Raw genomic sequence first — 16862 nt, 5'->3', positions numbered from 1 at the left:
GGGTATATTGAGCGGGCGGCGAGCTCCCACCCACGGGGCTCGGAGAACAGAAGCCCGGGTGGAGGCGATGGCGACACAGAAGGCCCTTGCGGGTGCCATGGGCTGGGGGCGCGGCGCCGTCATCGCCCTGTGCGCCGCCCTGGCCCTGCTCGTCCACCACGAGACCGCCGCGGTCGCCGTCACCTCCGCGCCCTCCGCCACGCACACCGGGCACGCCATGCCGGGCATGGCCTCCTCGACCGCCGGCGCGATGCCGCAGGGCTCCGCCGCCGACCACACGGACGTACTCGGCGCGAGCCCGTCCGCGCACAGCTTTCCGCACAGCGCCTGCGCCAGCCTGGGCATGCAGCACTGCACCACCGCGAGCATCGAGGTGGTCAAGCTCCCCGTGCCGCCGCAGGAACATGCCGGGCTGTCGACGAACCCGCACCAGGCCAATGCCCGGCCGGTGTCCGCCGTGGCGATCGGCCGCGCTCCGCCCGACCTGTCGGTCCTCTCCCAGCTGCGCATCTAGGCCGCGCCCACGGCACCCCTGTGCCGTGAAGCCAGCGACCCCATACGCAGCTCGAACAAGAGGACTCACACGTGAACAGCATCAACCGACGCTCCGTCCTGCTCGCCGGACTCGGCGCCGCCGGCGTGGGCGCGCTCGCCGCCTGCAGCAACTCCGCCAGCACCCCCGCCCTGGTCAGCCCCTCCGGCTCCCAGGTCGCCCGAGCCGAGAAGAAGCGGGCCGGCACTGGCAGGGAACACAAGACCACCCTCACCGCGGCGCCCGCCATGCTCGACCTGGGCGGCAACATCAGGGCCAAGACCTGGGCCTTCGACGGCCGGACCCCGGGCAAAGAGCTCCGGCTCTCCGCCGGGGACACCCTGGCCGCCGAGCTGTCCAACCAGCTGCCGGGCAAGGCCACCACCTCGATCCACTGGCACGGCATCACGCTGCGCAACGACATGGACGGCGTGCCGACCGCCACCCAGACCCCCGTACGGGCCGGGAGCACCTTCACCTACCGGTTCATCGCCGACACCCCCGGCACGTACTTCTTCCACCCGCACGTCGGCGTCCAGCTCGACCGCGGCCTGTACGCCCCGCTCATCGTCGAGGACCCCCGCGAGCCGCTGGCGTACGACGACGAATGGGTCGTCGTCCTCGACGACTGGGTCGACGGCGTCACCGGCACCCCCGACGAGGTCTTCGCCGAACTCAGGCAGGGCATGGGCGGCATGGACATGGGCGACGGCTCCGGCTCGGGCATGAAGGGCCACTACATGCACAACATGGGAAACATGGACGGCGATACGGCATCCCCGTCACCGTCAGCCTCCCCGGGCGGCATGTCGTCGAGGTTCATGTTCATGGGCGCCGAGAGTGAGCTGCTCGGCGGCGACGCCGGCGACGTGAAGTACCCGTACCACCTGATCAACGGCCGGGTCCCGGCCGACCCCGACGTCTACACCGGCAAGCCCGGCCGCAAGGTACGGCTCCGCATCATCAACGCCGGCTCCGACACCGCCTACCGGGTCGCCCTCGGCGGCCACCAGCTGACCATCACCCACACCGACGGCTACCCGGTCCAGCACCAGCAGGTGGACGCCCTGCTCATCGGCATGGGCGAACGCTACGACGTCCTGGTCACCCTCGCAGACGGCGTCTTCCCCCTGGTCGCCGCGGCCGAGGGCAAGAACGCGAGCGGCCTGGCCCTGGTCCGTACCGGCTCCGGCACTGCCCCGTCGGCGTCCGTACGGCCGAAGGAACTCGGCGGCCTGATCATGACCGCCTCCCAGCTCCGCGCGGCCGACGACGTGCGACTGAAGTCCGCCAAGGCCGACGTCACGCACGAGATCAAGCTCACCGGCGGCATGATGCACTACAACTGGGCCATCAACGGCAAGCCGTTCGACATGACCGCCCCGGAGTCCAACCCGATCCTGGTCGAGGAGGGCCAGCGGGTGCGGCTGGACTTCGTCAACGACACCACCATGTGGCACCCGATGCACCTGCACGGCCACACCTACCAGCTCGGCGACTCGGGTCCGCGCAAGGACACCGCGATCGTCCTGCCCAAGAAGAAGCTGTCCGTCTTCTTCGACGCCGACAACCCCGGCCAGTGGATGCTGCACTGCCACAACGCCTACCACGGCGAGGCCGGGATGATGACGAACATCGCCTACCGGTCATGACCTCGCGGCCGGATGGGCCGGATGGCACGCGTCGCTCGCGTGCCATCCGGCCACCGTTGCCCGGAGTACCCGGCCAGAGACGCAAGCAGCCCCCGGGTCGGCGGCGCCAGGCGTACTTCGATGTCAATGGGAGCCTCAGGCCAGCGAGGGCCACCACTGAGAGGCGGTGGCCAAGGCGGCCAGCGCGATCGCCACATAGGTCAGGAGGCGCCCCCTGCCCAGTCCCCGGCTGGCCTGCCACAGCTCGGCTTCCTCACCGCGGTGGCGTCGCGAGGGTGTGTTTCCACCCGGCAGTGACCAAGCGACACGGCCGACGAGGAGCGCGGCCCAGCAGGCAATACCCAGAGCCAGCAGGAGCAGCACTCCGGAAGCCAACTGCACTTCGCGGGGCGCGTAGGGCACCGTCCGGGACTTGAGTACCCCGAAGAGAGCCGTCGCCCCCAGCACAGCAAGCTGTGCCTTCTGCCACCCCCGGGCCGACTGCCGCAGGCGTTCGAGCCGAGACTGCACCGGCGGGCGCCCGGCGGACTCGTTGCCGTCGTTCATGACGTCCATCCCGGGGTTCCTCGTCAGCCGCCGATTCGGCCGGACGCGATACAGGCAGCGCAGCACCCAAGCCGAAGCCCGGTCAACGGCAACACGCGCCGTCCGGCGGCACCGGAAGACATCAGGTTGGCCTGCCCAGCCCACGCATCAAGCCACGTCGGGCAGCGGGCCAGCGATGACGATGTGCCGGAGCGAGAGCAGGGGGTCACCGCACCGCGGCGGAGGAGCCGCCGCTGACCGTTGGCTGGGGCGGGACAGTCACAGGCAGGGTGCGCCGACGGCCCAGCCGACATGGTCTCCGCCTACTTCGAGCCCGCCGTCATCGCCACCCGCCGCAGGCGAGGCGAAGCACACCGAACCCACCATCACCCTGCGCCGCACGCTGCGGCTGTGAGGGGGCGGGGCGCCGGGGGCCGACGATGGGCGGCTAGGACCGCGGCATGGTTACGGCCTGGTCCTCGTCCGGCATGTCGCGGGCCCGCTTCTCCGCGGGTCCGCAGCTGACTGGCGGCGGCATCGGCCGAAGGGCGTGCAGGAGTCGCGCCAGCCCGGCAAGCAGGAGCCCCGAAAGCCGATGGCTGCTGGAGGGGGAGGCACGGAAGACCACTGTGCACGCGCTGAGCAGGGCCACGCAGACGAGGGCAGTGTCCAGCCCTCGCAGGGGCGTATGGCCGCCCTCGGCGGGAGCCGCGCCTGCAGTCGTCTGATGCTCGCCGTCGATGGTGACCGCGGCGAAGGTGACCGTGACAGACCGGTCAGGCGAGTGAGACGAAGCCTGCTCGGCGGGATGGCCGAGCACGTGCATCGTGATGAGGCCGACGAGCAGCGCAGCGGACAGCAGAAGTCGACCGCACCAGGCGGCGGTCCTCCGCCGTCGCTCCATCGCTTACTCCGTCGGCCGTTGTCGGATGCGGTAGTGATGACACCGGGTGGGGGTATTGCTATTTCCCCGAGCGCCATCACGGACCTGGCCCTACTCGAGGATGATCAAACAGGCTTGCCGGCGCTCGACGAGACCATCGTGCGCCGGGCTCGCCTCAGAGAGACGAGCGTGAGCAGCGTCATGGTGATCATCGCGGCGGTCGAGAGAAGGAAGGCAGGAGAGGTCGGAGAGGAGGCCGACGCTCCGGCGATCACGTACGCGGCGGTCCCGGGCAGCACACCGAGTGCCGTTGCGGCGACGAAGGGCCGGAGGCGGACTCCCGAAAAGGCCGCAGCCAGGTTGACCGCCTGGAAAGGAATGCCGGGCACGATGCGAAGGAGCATCACGCTCCGAAAGCCTTGATCGGTAAGTCGGCGGTCGAGGACAGCGAGGGTCTTCTTCTTCAAAAGCGGCCGAAGCGCGTCCCGACCCAGGCTCCGTCCGAGACCGAAGGCCAGCACCGCGCCGAGAGTGGTCCCGGCGACCGCCAGCAGCAGACCCTCAGGGATCCCGAATAGGACCCCTGCGGCGGCGTTGAGCACCGGCTTCGGGAAGAAGGCGAGGGTGGCGAGCGCGAAAACGACGACGAAAGCGGGAGCCGTCCAGATCTCCGAGCTCGCAGAGGTGAATCCCTGCGAAAGGAGACGTTGCGGACTCCACAACAGCAGGGAACCCGCCGCAGCCGCCAACAGCGCGACGAGGAGAGCGAGCCGGGCAAGCGGCGGTACGTGCACTCGGCGAGTCTACGGCAGTCGATTCCCGACAACACCAAAATCTCGGCGGCCCTACAAAACTCAAATCCACTTGAGTAACCGGTGATGTGTCGCACATGACCGGATTCACATACTAAGCAACTTAGGACGTTCATGACCGTGTGCCACGATCTTCGAACCTGCAGCAGGGTCTTTAGCGGGGTCGGGGCACAGGCCCCTGACGCGATCTGGCCACACCACGGACAAGCCGTCGACTCCCCTCACGACTGCTACTACATGAGGCCGTAGAGGGGCCCCTTGCTGCCCTCTGAAGGGCGGGATATCAAGGTGCGGACCTCCCCGGATGCCGCCGGGGATTCATTCGCTCCTTGGAGGAAACGCGTATGACGCAGCACGCCAATTCCAGCGCCTCGAGCAAGGCCGTCCTACGCCGCCGCGCCGCCGTGATGGCTGTCGGCATGGGGGTCTCGGCCGTGCTTGGCGCCGGCGTGGCGCTCGCTGCGGAGCCCCGGGCGGACGTCTTCACGTACGTGACGGGCGAACCTCTCGCGGCGGCCGTGATGGCCCAGGCTGAAGGTCAGAAGGAGGCCGCGGACGCCAAGGCCGCCGCGAGGAAGCGTGCGGTGGACGACGCGAAGCAGCGCGCCACACAGAAGGCTGCCGCCGACCGCAAGAAGAGGGCCGCGATCAGCAAGAGCCCGGCCGCCTGGGTGAAGCCGCTCAATAGCTACACCATCGGTTCTGCCTACGGCCTCGGCGGCACGATGTGGTCCAACAAGCATTCCGGCCAGGACTTCGCTGCCCCGACCGGCACCTCCGTGAAGGCGGTGAACCGCGGGACCGTGGTCGACGCCGGCTGGGGTGGGTCATACGGGAACAACATCGTGATCAAGCACGGAGACCGTACGTACACCCAGTACGGGCACCTGTCGAAGATCAGTGTGCGAGTCGGGCAGACCGTGACGACGGGCCAGGAGATAGGCAAGGTCGGCAGTACCGGCAACTCGACGGGCCCCCACCTGCACTTCGAGGCGCGCACCGCCCCCGTCTACGGCTATGCGATCGAGCCGCTGAAGTTCCTGCGCGAGCAGGGCGTCTCGGTGTGACGCTGGGCGGTTCCCCGGCTCTGGGGGGAGTCCCGCGAGCGTGTCAGCTGATGCGTACGCCCCACATGAACGACATCCCGCTGCGGGCGATGGATTCGTACCGCACCTGGGCACCGGGCTTGGGCGAGTGAAGGATCTGTCCGTTGCCGGCGTAGAAACCCACATGGCTCAGATCGTTGCGCATGATGATGAGGTCACCGGGCTTGAGCGCGCTCAGGGAGTTGATCCGCGTGCCGGCGTTCGCTTGCGACTGGGACGTGCGCGGTATGGACACACCTGCTTGACGGAATGCCCAGGAGGTCAAACCGGAGCAGTCGAAGGAGTTCGGCCCGCTGGCTCCCCACACATAAGGCATACCGACCCTGCTCTTGGCCGCGTTGAAGGCTGAAGCGGCCCGCTGGGAACCACTGACCTCGTTGCCGAGGTCGACCCGCTCACTCGCGCGGTTGGCCCGCGCCTCTTCAGCATCGATTTTCGCGCGCTCTTCGGCCGTAAGCGTGCTCAGCAGCCTTCGCGCCTCCGCCAACTTGCCCTGGATCTCGGCCTTTCGGCTTCCCAGCTCCTTGCGCGTCGCCTCAAGATCCTTGAGCTTTCCGGCAGCCTCGCTGCGCTGCTGATCCAGGGACCGCTGCTGCGACAGGAATTGTTGCAGTATTCCGGCTTGCCTGTCGCTCACTCTGCCAAGCCGCGACGCCTGTTCGAGATACGCGTCGGGATCGGCTGAGAGCAGTAGCTGGACCGACGGATCCATGCCCCCACCTCGGTACTGCGAAGCAGCCAGCGATCCCAGGTTGTTGCGCAGGTCATTGAGTTCACCCTGCTTGCGGGCGGCCGCCTCCTGGAGGGTGGCCACCTCCTTCTGCAGCCCCTCGGACTTCTCTTCCGCCCCGTTGTACTTCTCAGTGGCCTGAGTCGCTTCCTCATACAAACGGTCGACTTGAGCCTGAACGCCCTTCTTGCCCGGGTCGGGCAGAGGGTCAGCCGAAGCCGACTGCGTCGACAGGGCAACTGCCGCTGCCGCAGTAGCGGTCAGCACGGTCGCATAAGCCTGGTTCGTCTGTTTCGGACGACGGTGGGATGCCACTGAGGCAAGCTCCTTCTTCCTCAGCCGCCTGACAGGCAAGCAAGTCCAATCCCCCACTCCGAGGAGGACAGGGGGATTCAGCGGCACCTCCGCTGCCACCCGGGGCGGGTGATCGAACGTGCGAAGGGTTCGGCCGGATACTAATCAGTTTAGTGGCTCAGTGGCAACGAGCAGCAGGCAGATATGACGTCGCCCCAGGGCAGAGCCGATCTGATAGGTGATGTTCACGATGTGGCCGACCTGTCGAATCATGTGGCGTGCATGCGGACTGCGGCCCGGTCGTCGACGCTCTGGTGGGGCGGGTACCCCCTCCTGCTCGCAGTTCTCGTGCTCCGGGTTCCCATCTCAACGCGGCGCGTGCAGGGTGGGAGTGGCCCCGCAAGCCGGGGACGGATCGGGACACTGGGGGTGCGGTGGAGTCAGTAGAAGTCGGTGGGGTGCGAATCGCCTTCGAGCGGCTGGGCGTGGGTGATCCGGTCGTGTTGGTGGGCGGGACAGGAATGCCCCCGGTGGCATGGGAGTTGTGTGGGCTGTGAGACGCCCTGGTGGCTGCCGGGTTCGAGGTGGTGACGTATGCGGCACGCGGGGTGGCACCCTCGGACGCACCGCCTGCCCCCCCTACACGATGGCGGACCTTACCGATGACCTCGCGGGGTTGCTCGACGCGCTCGGCATCGCGCAGGCGGCGGTGGTCGGCTATTCGCTGGGGAGCTTCACCGCCGAGCTGCTGGCCCGCAACCGCCCGGATCTGGTGCGATCGGTGGTGCTGATGGCCGGCGCCGGGCCGCTGAACGGTGTGCTGGACGCCGTCCTGCGGACCGAAGCGGAACTGATCGCGCTCACTGGACGCATCCCGCCCGCCTACGCCGCCGCGCAGACACTGCTGAGCACATTGCCGCCGCGTGTGCTGACCACGGACGAGGCCCAGGTGCGGACCTGGATCGAACTCCTTGGCGCGCAGGAGGACGTATGGGCGTCGACCGAGGGAGCGGTCGGGCAGTCCGCCGCCTCGGACGGCTGGGCCCGCGACCCCGGCCGGATGGCAGCCCTCACGAGTATCGGGGTTCCCGCGCTCGTGGTCGCCTTCGAACACGACATGCCGGCGGATTGGCGGGGTACTTGAAGCACGGCACCAGGGTCATGGTGACGAAGAGGCCCCCGGTGACCAGCGCGGCCATGGCCCGCGGGCCGAAGCGGCCGATGCGGCCCCGTGCCGAACGCCCCAGCGACGCCCCGGGGAAGCTCAGAACGGCTTTCAGTGGGTGAGATCAGCCAGGCTGTTGAGTGCGGTGTCGATCTCTGCTGGAGTGTTGATAACGGCGGTACCGATCCGGGTGTAGGTTGAGGTGGACAGCCGCACGCGGCGGGTGGCGGCGTGGTCGACGACCTGCTGATGAGTGTGTCCGGCCACGCTGAAACAGGTGATGCCCGCTGACAGCTCCGCGTCGGCAGGGGTGTGCACGGTGACCCCGGGGATGCGGCTCAGTCCTTGCTTCACCTGTGTCGACAGCTGTGTGATGCGGGCGGCAACGCGTGCTCTGCCCAGCTGCTCATGCATCGCTACCGCCACCGGCAGAGCGAAGGCATGCTCGAACGCCAGGAACCCGCCGGGCGACAGGGACGCTGCTCCCCCGCCCCCGATGAAGCTCACGAAGGTGGGCCGCAGCTGCTCGAGGACGTCCGGCGCCACCCAGACCAGCCCCGTCCCCCTTGGACCGAACAGCCATTTGTGCGTTCCCGCGATCACCACGTCCGCGCCCAGGCCGGCGGCATCCTCGTCGACTGCCGCCAGCCCGTGCACGCCGTCGACGACCAGCAGGCACCGGTCGGCAGGGCTGCGCCCTTCATTGGCCCGGCGCACCACCTCGGCCACCGCACGCACCGGCATCCGAAGCCCCGTGCTGGACTGCACCCAGGTGATCCCCACGACTCTGGTGCTCGGACGTATCGCCTCGCCGACTGCCGCTGCAATGCCGTCCACCGTCGCGGTGGCCGGATCGGCGAACCAGGAGACCAGCCGCACCGTGTTGCCATGCTTTTCGGCGGCCAAGCGGGCGGCTGTGCGGTGGGCGTTGTGGTCGTGCTCCGTCAACAGGAACTCTTGTCCCGGACGGGTCATGATGCCGTTGTAGACGACACCCAGCCCGATACTCGTGCTCGCCGTCATCGCGATGTCTTCGGCCTGGCCTCCCAGATAGGCCGCGAGCGCCTGACGTACCCGGGGCCATCCCGTCGGACCGTCGGGCAGCGCCATCCCCGTGGCCACCGACAGAGGATTGGCGTCGACCTGTGCCCTCAGATGATCCACTGCATCGCGCACCACCTTCGGATGCGAGGCCAGGTAGAACAACGCGAGGTTCACCCATCCCGGCTCCAGACGAAACTGCGCCCGCAAGGCGTCCCAGTCCACGCGCCCATCGACCGTAGTGACCGGCCGCTCCCGTGGTGTGTTCCCACTTGCCGCGCCGGAGCTGGGCACGAGGGTGACCGCCACCGCTCCCACAGATTTCGCCAGCAGATCGCGCCGACTCGTCATCGACATCCAGCACCCCTTTGCACAGCGACCGGCGGAGCGGTGGCGGAATAGCGGAATAGCTGTCGGTGCCCTTCTGGTAACGACGTTACGCGAGGTGGCTACGGGTGCCCACAGCACCATCACCCAAACAGGCTCTGCCCGTGAAGCGATGTCAATCAGAGGTGCCCTTCTTCCGGCGGATCGCTCTCGCTGTCCAGTACATGGCGAGTCTTGTCGAGCATCGGGTGCCGGACGAGTTGTGGGAGCTGTTCCGGCGGATGGTGTCACTGACCATGGCTCCGCCCTCGGAACGGGGCTCGACCCCGCGCCGTTCCGGCAGATCCATGATGCCGGAACGCAGAGCGCGCCCCACTGAGAACGGGGCCCGAAACGGACCTGCGGGTGAGCGGCTCCACAGCACTCACCCGCCCTCGGGTGTCCCGGCAGGGCTCCCGCTCCCTCGTAGCGATCTCGCCAGCGGCTGTGATCGCACGCGTGCGGCGTACACCACCTATCAGGGTGGCGGTTGTGCCCGGGGGGATGCAGGGCACGCAAAGAGAGCCGTTAGGATCGCGGCGTGCTCACGCCCTGGTCATCCACTTACCACCTGCGGGTCCGCCCCCAGGCGGGTCCGCTGCGCGTGCTGTGGGTGGCCCTGCTGGTGTTCACCTTCCTGTACTCCCACGGCGTGAGCACCGACGGCGTACAAGGGCATCTCCGCCCGACCGCTTCCGCGTCCGCCGTCATGGCGGTCCCGGACCACCATGAGGCCGTTGAGGCGGCGCCGGTCGACCACCACGGCGGTCACGGTGCCTCGCACCCCGCCGAGGAGTGCATGGCGGGGCACCCGCAGCAATCGCCCACCCTGGAGGATCCTCACATGTGGGCCCTCCCGATGGAGCGGTTGTCACCGGCCGCGCCGTTCGCCTCCACCGGTGGTACCCGCACCACCACGTCGCCCGCTTCCTCGCCACACACACATACCAGGACGATTGTCGTGCGGGTCTAGGATCCGCCGACTCAAACTCTTCCGGCGGCTCCTGCCCGACCGGCCCTCCCCGGGATCGCGCCCCGATCCAGCCATGGTTCACACAGTCGGCCATGCTTCGGCGCCTACTCAACTCCTGGCACAACGCCCGCATGAGTGTGGGCGTCGAGCCGCGCCCTGACGCTTCCGCCAAATGTGACGTCCGCGCAGCCTTACGCCTGTCAACGACACGGCGTGACTGGTTGTGCCCCATGGCAGCGAGCGGTTCGGCAAGGTGCAAGCCTCCCGGGACTTCTTCCCCTCCCTACCCGGCTATTTCGCCATCCCTAAGGCCACAGGCCAAGGAGCACCACGCATGTCATCCACCCAGCTCACCGACCGTCCCGCCGCATACAGTGAGCAGGGACCTGGCTCGGGGACCAGCCGATCCGCGCGGCGCCGGGCCCGTTCCCGCAAGAGGGGCCTGCTCGCACGCTACGTCGGCTACGTCGGCTACTTCGTCGGCGCCGGACTGATCAGCGGCGCCGTCGTCCACCACCCCCTGGACCCCGCCCGCTACACCCTCATCGCGATATACGGCGTCCTGGTCTTCCTCGGCGCCACCGTCCTCAACGAGTTCATCCTCGCCCGCCAGCGCCCCACCCTGCCCCGCGCCCTCGCCATCATGGGCGCCTCGCTCCTGCTGTCCTTCGGCATCGGCATGCTCAGCGGCGGCCTCCAGCACTTCGAGGACTTCCCCACGCGCGCCGCAGTCCTCATCCCGGCCGGCATGGTGCTCTCCTTCATCGCCTACGTCCTCAAGGACGAGGACACCTCCTGGCGGCGCATCTTCGGCCTGGCCGGACTCGCGGTCCTGGTGACCGCCCTCATCAGCTTCGCCGGCCTGCGGCAGGTCGCGGCCAACCTCGCCGAGCAGCCCGGAAGCGGCGGCCACGGCCACAGCTCCGGCGCCGAGGAGCCCGAAGAGGAGCACCAGCCCAAGGCCACCGACCCCGCAGCCGGAGCCCCTACCCCGAAGGCCACTCGCAGCCAGAGCGCCGAGCCCGGGCACACCGACGGGCACAGCGGCCACTGACGATCCCGGGGGCGCCAGCCCCCGGGATAGGCTGAGACCGCCGCCTCGGATGAGTCGGCGGTCTCATGTCCTGGCCGTCGGTGTCAGCAGGCCTCGGCCGCAGCGCCGCTGTTCAGGAGCAGGTCATACGTGGCCAGTCGGCGCCCGTCCGGGCTACTGGTCTCACCTTGCGGCACCCATCCCCGTCGCTCGTAGTACATGCCGGCACCACCGTCGCCAAGGACGGTGACGAGACTGACGCGTGCGCATCCGGCGTTGTTGGCGTCCTCGACGAACCGGCTGATCAGGACTTCGCCTATTCCTCTCGACCGGGCATGCTCGACTACGGCGACATGCGCCAGTACCGCGGTCGTGCCGCGCGGACCGCGAGCGACCTGCGGAGCTGGGCGTCCGCGCAACAGACCGCGGCAGTACCGCGGCAACCGAGTGCGCAGGAAGTGCAGGGCCAACGGTGGGCGCAGTGCCAGAGCACCTGCGGCACGCAGGAGGAGTTTCCGTCGGTGGACCTGGAGCACGTGACGCCGGTGAGCTACTGGTTCGATCACACCTACCAGAAAGCCGACCGGCTCTCCGTCCGATTCGGCTATGTAAGCGCCGGCGTGGGGGCTGCTGATGTAGGTACGGGAATATGCCGTCAGGAACGCCGGGCCGAGGCGGGCGAAGAACCCGTCGGGGAAGTGCTTTCGATGCTCCGCGACGACGAAGGGGAGCTCCTCCGGGGTCATGGGACGGATCCTGGCCCGTATGCCCTCCCGGGTGCGGCCATCTCTCATGCCGGGTACCCGGCGCTCTGTGGGAGAGGAGTCGAGGGATGCCGGCCAGCCTCTTTGATGCGCGGCAGGGTACGGGTCAGCGTGCATGAACAAGAAAGTACTATGGCGCTAAGCGGCTTAGTAGACCAACCCCCCAAGAAGGCCTGAGGCGGTGCCCCGGCACCCGCCCTTTCACACCGGGACACCACCCTCTGGGACGGCAAGCGGACGGGCCGAAGCACTCATCAGTGCCGGTGGCCGTCAGTGCTGCGCCCTGCGGGTTCCTGTTGTCCGCCATCGGCACCGGCGGCACGTGCCTGGACGGTGAAGGCTGCGGTGCGGACGGTTCCGTTGTGCTGGAAGTCGAGGAAGAGGCGGTAGGTCCCGGTGGTGGGGGCGGTGGTGGTGAAGGAGATTTCCGGTCCGGGCTTGGTGGTGCCGTCTCCGGGTTCGCCGTTGGGATGGACGTGCAGGTAGGCGAGGTCTCCGGAGCGCAGGGCGACGAGGTGACCGTAGGCGCCGAGGTAGGGCTGCAGGTCCGTGACCGCGCGGCCGCCCTTGGTCACGTTCAGCTTGAGCTCGGCGGCCGCGCCGGGACGCAGGTCGCCGTCCAGGTTGACCGTGTATCCGTCGACAGTGGCGGTGCGGGAGGACGTGGGCGGTTCGGCGGGCTTGTAGGGGCCCGAGGCAGCCAGGTCGGCTCCCAGGATGAGGTTCTTCGCATCCTTGCCGGCGGGGGTGAAGTCGGCGAAGACCCGGTAGTCACCTGCGGCAGGGAGGTTGACCGGGGTGCTCCAGGTGCCGTCGTCGGCCTTGGCGGGGTGCAGGTGTCGGTAGGTGGCCTGGTCGCGCGAGGCGAGGATCAGATGGAGTTCCTTGTCGTGCTCGCGCTGGTACGCGGTGACCTGCCGCCCGGCCTCGTCTCGTATGGCGAAGCGCAGCTCGCCCTGCTGCCCAGCGTCCAGGCGCGGCGTCTTGAGGTCGAGGGTGTAGCCGGCTTCCGAGACCTGCAGTCCCCCCGCGGGAGAGTCCGCGCGGCCGCTGCCGAGGCCTGCGCCAGCCGACGCGGTGCCGGCGGCATGGCCGGCGTGGGCTGCGGGCTGGGAGCCCACGCTGACGGGGCCGACCGCTCCGCCCACGCCGTAGGCGGCGCCGAAGGACGCCGCGAGCGCGGCGGTAAACACGGTGATCTTCACGGCGGTGTTCATGACGGTCTCCTTCGACATGACGGGCTCGAGTACGTCGAGAGCGTATACCCCTAGGGGGTATACGCAAGGGACCTTGAATGCTTGCGAAAAATACGGGGTGGGGGTATACCTGACATCACACAAGCCGATACCCCCCAGGGGTATCAATCATCGTCTGGGAGGTAACCATGTCCTGCTGCTCCACGGATGGCACCTGCTCCACCACCGCCACCGCCACCGAAGGCACCACCACGGTGTACGACGTCTCCGGCATGACGTGCGGGCACTGCAAGGCCACGCTCACCAAGGAGATCGGCGCCCTCGACGGCGTCCTGTCGGTGGACGTCGACCTCAGCACCGGCCAGGTTTCCGTGACCACGTCGGACGAACCCGACGACGCGCTGCTGGCCAAGGTCATAGACGAGGCGGGCTACGAACTCACCGGCCGGACCGCCTGAGGCCCCCGCTACCTTACGCCGGGCCCGGCCCACCCGGGCCCGGCACCCTCTTCCCCACCAGCACGAGGAGCAGTGATGACTACCACGGTCCCCGATACCGCCGAGGTCGAACTCGCCATTGGCGGGATGACCTGCGCCTCGTGCGCCGCACGCATCGAGAAGAAACTCAACCGCATGGACGGGGTCGAGGCCACCGTCAACTACGCCACCGAGAAGGCCAAGGTCAGCTACCAGGGCGGGGCCGTCTCCGTCGCGGACCTGATCGCCACGGTCGAGGCGACGGGATACACCGCCGCCGAGCCCACCCCGATACGTACGGATTCCGGATCCGGCGGAACGGCGCCTGAGGAGACCGACGAGCTGCGGCCGCTGCGGCACCGGCTGATCACCGCCGTGGCGCTGTCCGTACCGGTGATCGCGATGGCGATGGTCCCGGCCCTGCAGATCGAGTACTGGCAGTGGCTCTCGCTCACGCTGACCGCGCCGGTCGTCACGTACGCCGCCTGGCCCTTCCACCGCGCCGCGTTCACCAACGCCCGGCACGGCGCGGCCACCATGGACACCCTGATCTCGGTCGGCACCTCGGCCGCGTTCCTGTGGTCGCTGTGGGCCCTGTTCTTCGGCACCGCCGGCACGCCCGGCATGACACACGCCTTCGAGCTGACCATCTCCCGCAGCGACGGCGCGGGGAACATCTACCTGGAAGCCGCGGCCGGCGTCACCGCGTTCATCCTGGCCGGGCGGTACTTCGAGGCCCGGTCCAAGCGTAAGGCGGGCGCCGCCCTGAAGGCGCTGCTGGAGCTGGGCGCGAAGGAGGTCACCGTACTGCGCGGCAGCCGCGAGCAGCTGATCCCGACCGCGGACCTGCAGGTGGGCGACCGTTTCCTGGTCCGCCCGGGCGAGAAGATCGCCACCGACGGCACCGTAGTCGAGGGCGCCTCGGCGGTGGACGCCTCCATGCTGACCGGCGAGTCGGTACCGGTCGAGGTCGGTGTGGGCGATTCGGTCACCGGCGCCACGCTCAACGCGGGCGGCCGCCTCGTGGTCGAGGCCACCCGTATCGGCTCCGACACCCAGCTGGCCCGGATGGCCAAGCTGGTCGAGGACGCCCAGAACGGAAAGGCCGCGGCCCAGCGCCTGGCCGACAAGATCTCCGCCGTCTTCGTCCCCATCGTCATCGCCCTCGCGCTCGCCACGCTGGGATTCTGGCTCGGCAGCGGCGCGGGACTCACCGCCGCGTTCACGGCAGCAGTGGCCGTACTGATCATCGCCTGCCCCTGCGCCCTGGGCCTGGCCACCCCGACCGCTCTCCTGGTCGGCACCGGCCGCGGCGCCCAGCTCGGCATCCTCATCAAGGGCCCCGAGGTGCTGGAGACCACCCGTAAGGTCGACACGATCGTCCTGGACAAGACCGGAACCGTCACCACCGGCAAGATGACCCTCCTGGCCATCCACATCGCCGACGGCGAGGACGAAACCGAAGTCCTGCGGCTGGCAGGCGCGTTGGAGCACGCCTCCGAGCACCCCATCGCCCAGGCCGTTGCCGCCGGCGCAGCCGAACGTGTGGGAGCCCTGCCCGTACCGGAGGACTTCGCGAACATCGCCGGGCTCGGCGTCCAGGGCATCGTCGACGGGCACGCGGTCCTCGTGGGCCGCGAGCGGCTGCTGGCCGAGTGGGCCATGGAACTGCCCGTCGGCCTGGAGCGCGCGAAGGCGGAGGCCGAGGCGGCCGGCCGTACGGCGATCGCGGTCGCCTGGGACGGCGAGGCCCGCGCGGTCCTCGAAGTCGCGGACGCAGTCAAGAACACCAGCGCCGAGGCCATCCGGCGGCTGCGCGCCCTGGGTCTGACACCGATCCTGCTCACCGGCGACAACAAGGCCGTCGCCGACTCGGTGGCCCGCGAGGTGGGCATCGACGAGGTGATCGCCGAGGTCATGCCCGAGGACAAGGTGAATGTCGTCAAGCGCCTCCAGGCCGAGGGCCGGTCGGTCGCCATGGTCGGAGACGGCGTCAACGACGCCGCCGCCCTGGCCCAGGCCGACCTGGGCCTGGCCATGGGCACGGGAACGGACGCGGCCATCGAGGCGGGCGACCTGACCCTGGTCCGCGGTGACCTGCGAGCCGCTGCGGACGCCATCCGCCTCTCACGCAAGACCCTCGGCACCATCAAGTCGAACCTGTTCTGGGCCTTCGCCTACAACGTGGCCGCCCTGCCGCTCGCAGCCTCCGGCCTGCTGAACCCCATGATCGCGGGCGCGGCGATGGCCTTCTCCTCGGTCTTCGTCGTCGGCAACAGCCTCCGCCTGCGCAGCTTCCGCGCCATGAGCTGACGCCGTCGTACGGCCAACGGGGGCGGGCCGACCAGGCTCGCCCCCTTCCTGTCTACGCCAGTTCCGATCCGTGATCCCCCGAGACGAGGAGCTCACCATGACCGGCTACAAGAACGACAAGGACGACGTCCTTCGTCGTCTGCGCCGCATAGAGGGGCAGGTAAGGGGACTTGAGCGGATGGTGGAAGAGGACACCTACTGCATTGACATCCTCACTCAGGTCTCCGCCACCACTGCCGCCCTCCAGTCCTGCGCGCTGGCGCTTCTCGACGATCACCTCAGCTGTTGCGTCTCCGACGCCATCGCCGAGGGTGGAGACGAGGCACAGAAGAAGGTCGCCGAAGCCTCCCGGGCCATCGCCCGCCTCGTACGCTCATGACGTAGCCAACAACCACACCGCGCCGCCACAGGACGAACCGGAGTCGCCGCCCAGAGAATCCCGGCCGCCACCCAGAACCCGTTCCTCTGGAGCCGTCGGACGACCGGGCACGTGATCTGGTTCGGTGGCTACGAGAGGGCTTGCCGCAGCGAGGCGAGGTGTTCCGCCTGGTGAGCGATGACGTCCTCAATGGCACCTTCGAGTGTCCGGTTGCTGTCGCAGACATGCGGAATCGGGGGTGCGGTTGCATGGAGCTGGTCGGCGGTCAGGGCGGCCAGCGTGCTGATCGGGATCTGGCCGTCCATCAGGTGCTGGAGCAGATCGGGGAGGGTCACTGCCTCCCCGACCGACCCATGCTCGTGTCCTCGCGCTGGAACTGCTCCTGGCGCGTGGGCCGCACTGGCCAGCAACCGGCCGAGACGGTGATAGCCCTCGGCGATGTGCGCGGCGAGGGCGCCTACGGCGTCGCCGACCTCCCCGACCGCGCATGGCCTGAGAAGATCGGTCGCACTCAACGTGGCGAAGAATTCGGTCATCTGCGACAGCTGACGGCTTGCCTTCATCATCAATTCGGCACCGCGTTCACTCACGTCCGCATCCTCCTCGACGATCGCGACCAAAC

Annotated in this window: 17 protein-coding genes and 1 pseudogene; 9 read left to right on the top strand and 9 right to left on the bottom strand. The window is 68.7% G+C overall.

The genetic code is table 11. The features are described 5' to 3' along the window. The first annotated feature begins 67 nt into the window (after positions 1-67). Positions 68-514 carry a hypothetical protein gene (locus OG764_RS29485; RefSeq protein WP_328971454.1) on the top strand — a complete coding sequence of 149 codons (447 nt, stop codon included), beginning with the start codon at positions 68-70 and terminating at the stop codon, positions 512-514. Between the two features lie 71 nt (positions 515-585). Further along, positions 586-2184, top strand: a complete 1599-nt coding sequence (locus OG764_RS29480) for a multicopper oxidase family protein (RefSeq protein ID WP_328971453.1) — start codon at positions 586-588, stop codon at positions 2182-2184. 135 nt (positions 2185-2319) lie between these two features. Here the strand turns inward: OG764_RS29480 and OG764_RS29475 are convergent, their stop codons facing one another. The 3 genes from OG764_RS29475 to OG764_RS29465 all read right to left on the bottom strand — a co-directional run bounded on the left by OG764_RS29475 (position 2320) and on the right by OG764_RS29465 (position 4386). After that, positions 2320-2739: a hypothetical protein gene (locus OG764_RS29475; RefSeq protein ID WP_328971452.1), complete on the bottom strand. Its 420-nt coding sequence runs from the start codon at positions 2737-2739 to the stop codon at positions 2320-2322. Positions 2740-3157: 418 nt separating this feature from the next. Continuing rightward, complete coding sequence (locus OG764_RS29470) at positions 3158-3613, bottom strand: hypothetical protein (RefSeq protein WP_328971451.1); 456 nt, start codon at positions 3611-3613, stop codon at positions 3158-3160. A gap of 104 nt (positions 3614-3717) precedes the next feature. Beyond that, positions 3718-4386, bottom strand: coding sequence for a TVP38/TMEM64 family protein (locus tag OG764_RS29465; RefSeq protein WP_328971450.1), 669 nt, complete (start codon positions 4384-4386; stop codon positions 3718-3720). A gap of 362 nt (positions 4387-4748) precedes the next feature. Here OG764_RS29465 and OG764_RS29460 point away from each other — a divergent pair, with 362 nt between their 5' ends. Continuing rightward, positions 4749-5471: a M23 family metallopeptidase gene (locus tag OG764_RS29460; protein ID WP_328971449.1), complete on the top strand. Its 723-nt coding sequence runs from the start codon at positions 4749-4751 to the stop codon at positions 5469-5471. 43 nt (positions 5472-5514) lie between these two features. Here OG764_RS29460 and OG764_RS29455 read toward each other — a convergent pair whose 3' ends face one another. Beyond that, positions 5515-6555, bottom strand: coding sequence for a C40 family peptidase (locus OG764_RS29455; protein ID WP_328971448.1), 1041 nt, complete (start codon positions 6553-6555; stop codon positions 5515-5517). A gap of 514 nt (positions 6556-7069) precedes the next feature. Here OG764_RS29455 and OG764_RS41780 point away from each other — a divergent pair. After that, positions 7070-7402: pseudogene (locus OG764_RS41780) on the top strand (alpha/beta fold hydrolase); the annotation flags it as partial. Between the two features lie 202 nt (positions 7403-7604). On the opposite strand, the gene OG764_RS41775 reads toward OG764_RS41780, so the two are convergent. Further along, a complete protein-coding gene (locus OG764_RS41775; protein WP_443056085.1) occupies positions 7605-7733 on the bottom strand; it encodes a hypothetical protein in 129 nt (42 codons plus the stop codon). Positions 7734-7810: 77 nt separating this feature from the next. After that, the gene (locus tag OG764_RS29440; protein ID WP_328971446.1) at positions 7811-9097 is read right to left on the bottom strand and encodes an aminotransferase class V-fold PLP-dependent enzyme; all 1287 of its coding nucleotides are present in this window, start codon (positions 9095-9097) and stop codon (positions 7811-7813) included. Between the two features lie 550 nt (positions 9098-9647). Here OG764_RS29440 and OG764_RS29435 point away from each other — a divergent pair. Both OG764_RS29435 and OG764_RS29430 read left to right on the top strand, forming a co-directional pair. After that, positions 9648-10079, top strand: a complete 432-nt coding sequence (locus OG764_RS29435; protein WP_328971445.1) for a hypothetical protein — start codon at positions 9648-9650, stop codon at positions 10077-10079. A gap of 334 nt (positions 10080-10413) precedes the next feature. Beyond that, complete coding sequence (locus OG764_RS29430) at positions 10414-11133, top strand: hypothetical protein (RefSeq protein WP_328971444.1); 720 nt, start codon at positions 10414-10416, stop codon at positions 11131-11133. Positions 11134-11216: 83 nt separating this feature from the next. Here the strand turns inward: OG764_RS29430 and OG764_RS29425 are convergent, their stop codons facing one another. Beyond that, a complete protein-coding gene (locus tag OG764_RS29425) occupies positions 11217-11858 on the bottom strand; it encodes a GNAT family N-acetyltransferase (protein WP_328971443.1) in 642 nt (213 codons plus the stop codon). 272 nt (positions 11859-12130) lie between these two features. Beyond that, on the bottom strand, positions 12131-13093 hold the full coding sequence (locus OG764_RS29420; protein WP_328971442.1) for a hypothetical protein: 963 nt from the start codon (positions 13091-13093) through the stop codon (positions 12131-12133). A gap of 167 nt (positions 13094-13260) precedes the next feature. On the opposite strand from OG764_RS29420, the gene OG764_RS29415 reads away from it, so the two are divergent. The 3 genes from OG764_RS29415 to OG764_RS29405 all read left to right on the top strand — a co-directional run bounded on the left by OG764_RS29415 (position 13261) and on the right by OG764_RS29405 (position 16240). Further along, positions 13261-13530 carry a heavy-metal-associated domain-containing protein gene (locus OG764_RS29415; RefSeq protein WP_328971441.1) on the top strand — a complete coding sequence of 90 codons (270 nt, stop codon included), beginning with the start codon at positions 13261-13263 and terminating at the stop codon, positions 13528-13530. Between the two features lie 75 nt (positions 13531-13605). After that, positions 13606-15861, top strand: a complete 2256-nt coding sequence (locus OG764_RS29410; protein ID WP_328971440.1) for a heavy metal translocating P-type ATPase — start codon at positions 13606-13608, stop codon at positions 15859-15861. Between the two features lie 97 nt (positions 15862-15958). Further along, entirely contained in the window at positions 15959-16240 is a 282-nt protein-coding gene (locus OG764_RS29405) for a metal-sensitive transcriptional regulator (protein ID WP_328973223.1), read from the top strand. Between the two features lie 128 nt (positions 16241-16368). Here OG764_RS29405 and OG764_RS29400 read toward each other — a convergent pair whose 3' ends face one another. After that, positions 16369-16860 carry a hypothetical protein gene (locus OG764_RS29400; protein ID WP_328971439.1) on the bottom strand — a complete coding sequence of 164 codons (492 nt, stop codon included), beginning with the start codon at positions 16858-16860 and terminating at the stop codon, positions 16369-16371. Between the last annotated feature and the right edge of the window lie 2 nt (positions 16861-16862).

Source organism: Streptomyces sp. NBC_00239, assembly GCF_036194065.1.
Lineage (GTDB): Bacteria > Actinomycetota > Actinomycetes > Streptomycetales > Streptomycetaceae > Streptomyces.
This window is presented reverse-complemented; position numbering and strand designations above follow the sequence as displayed.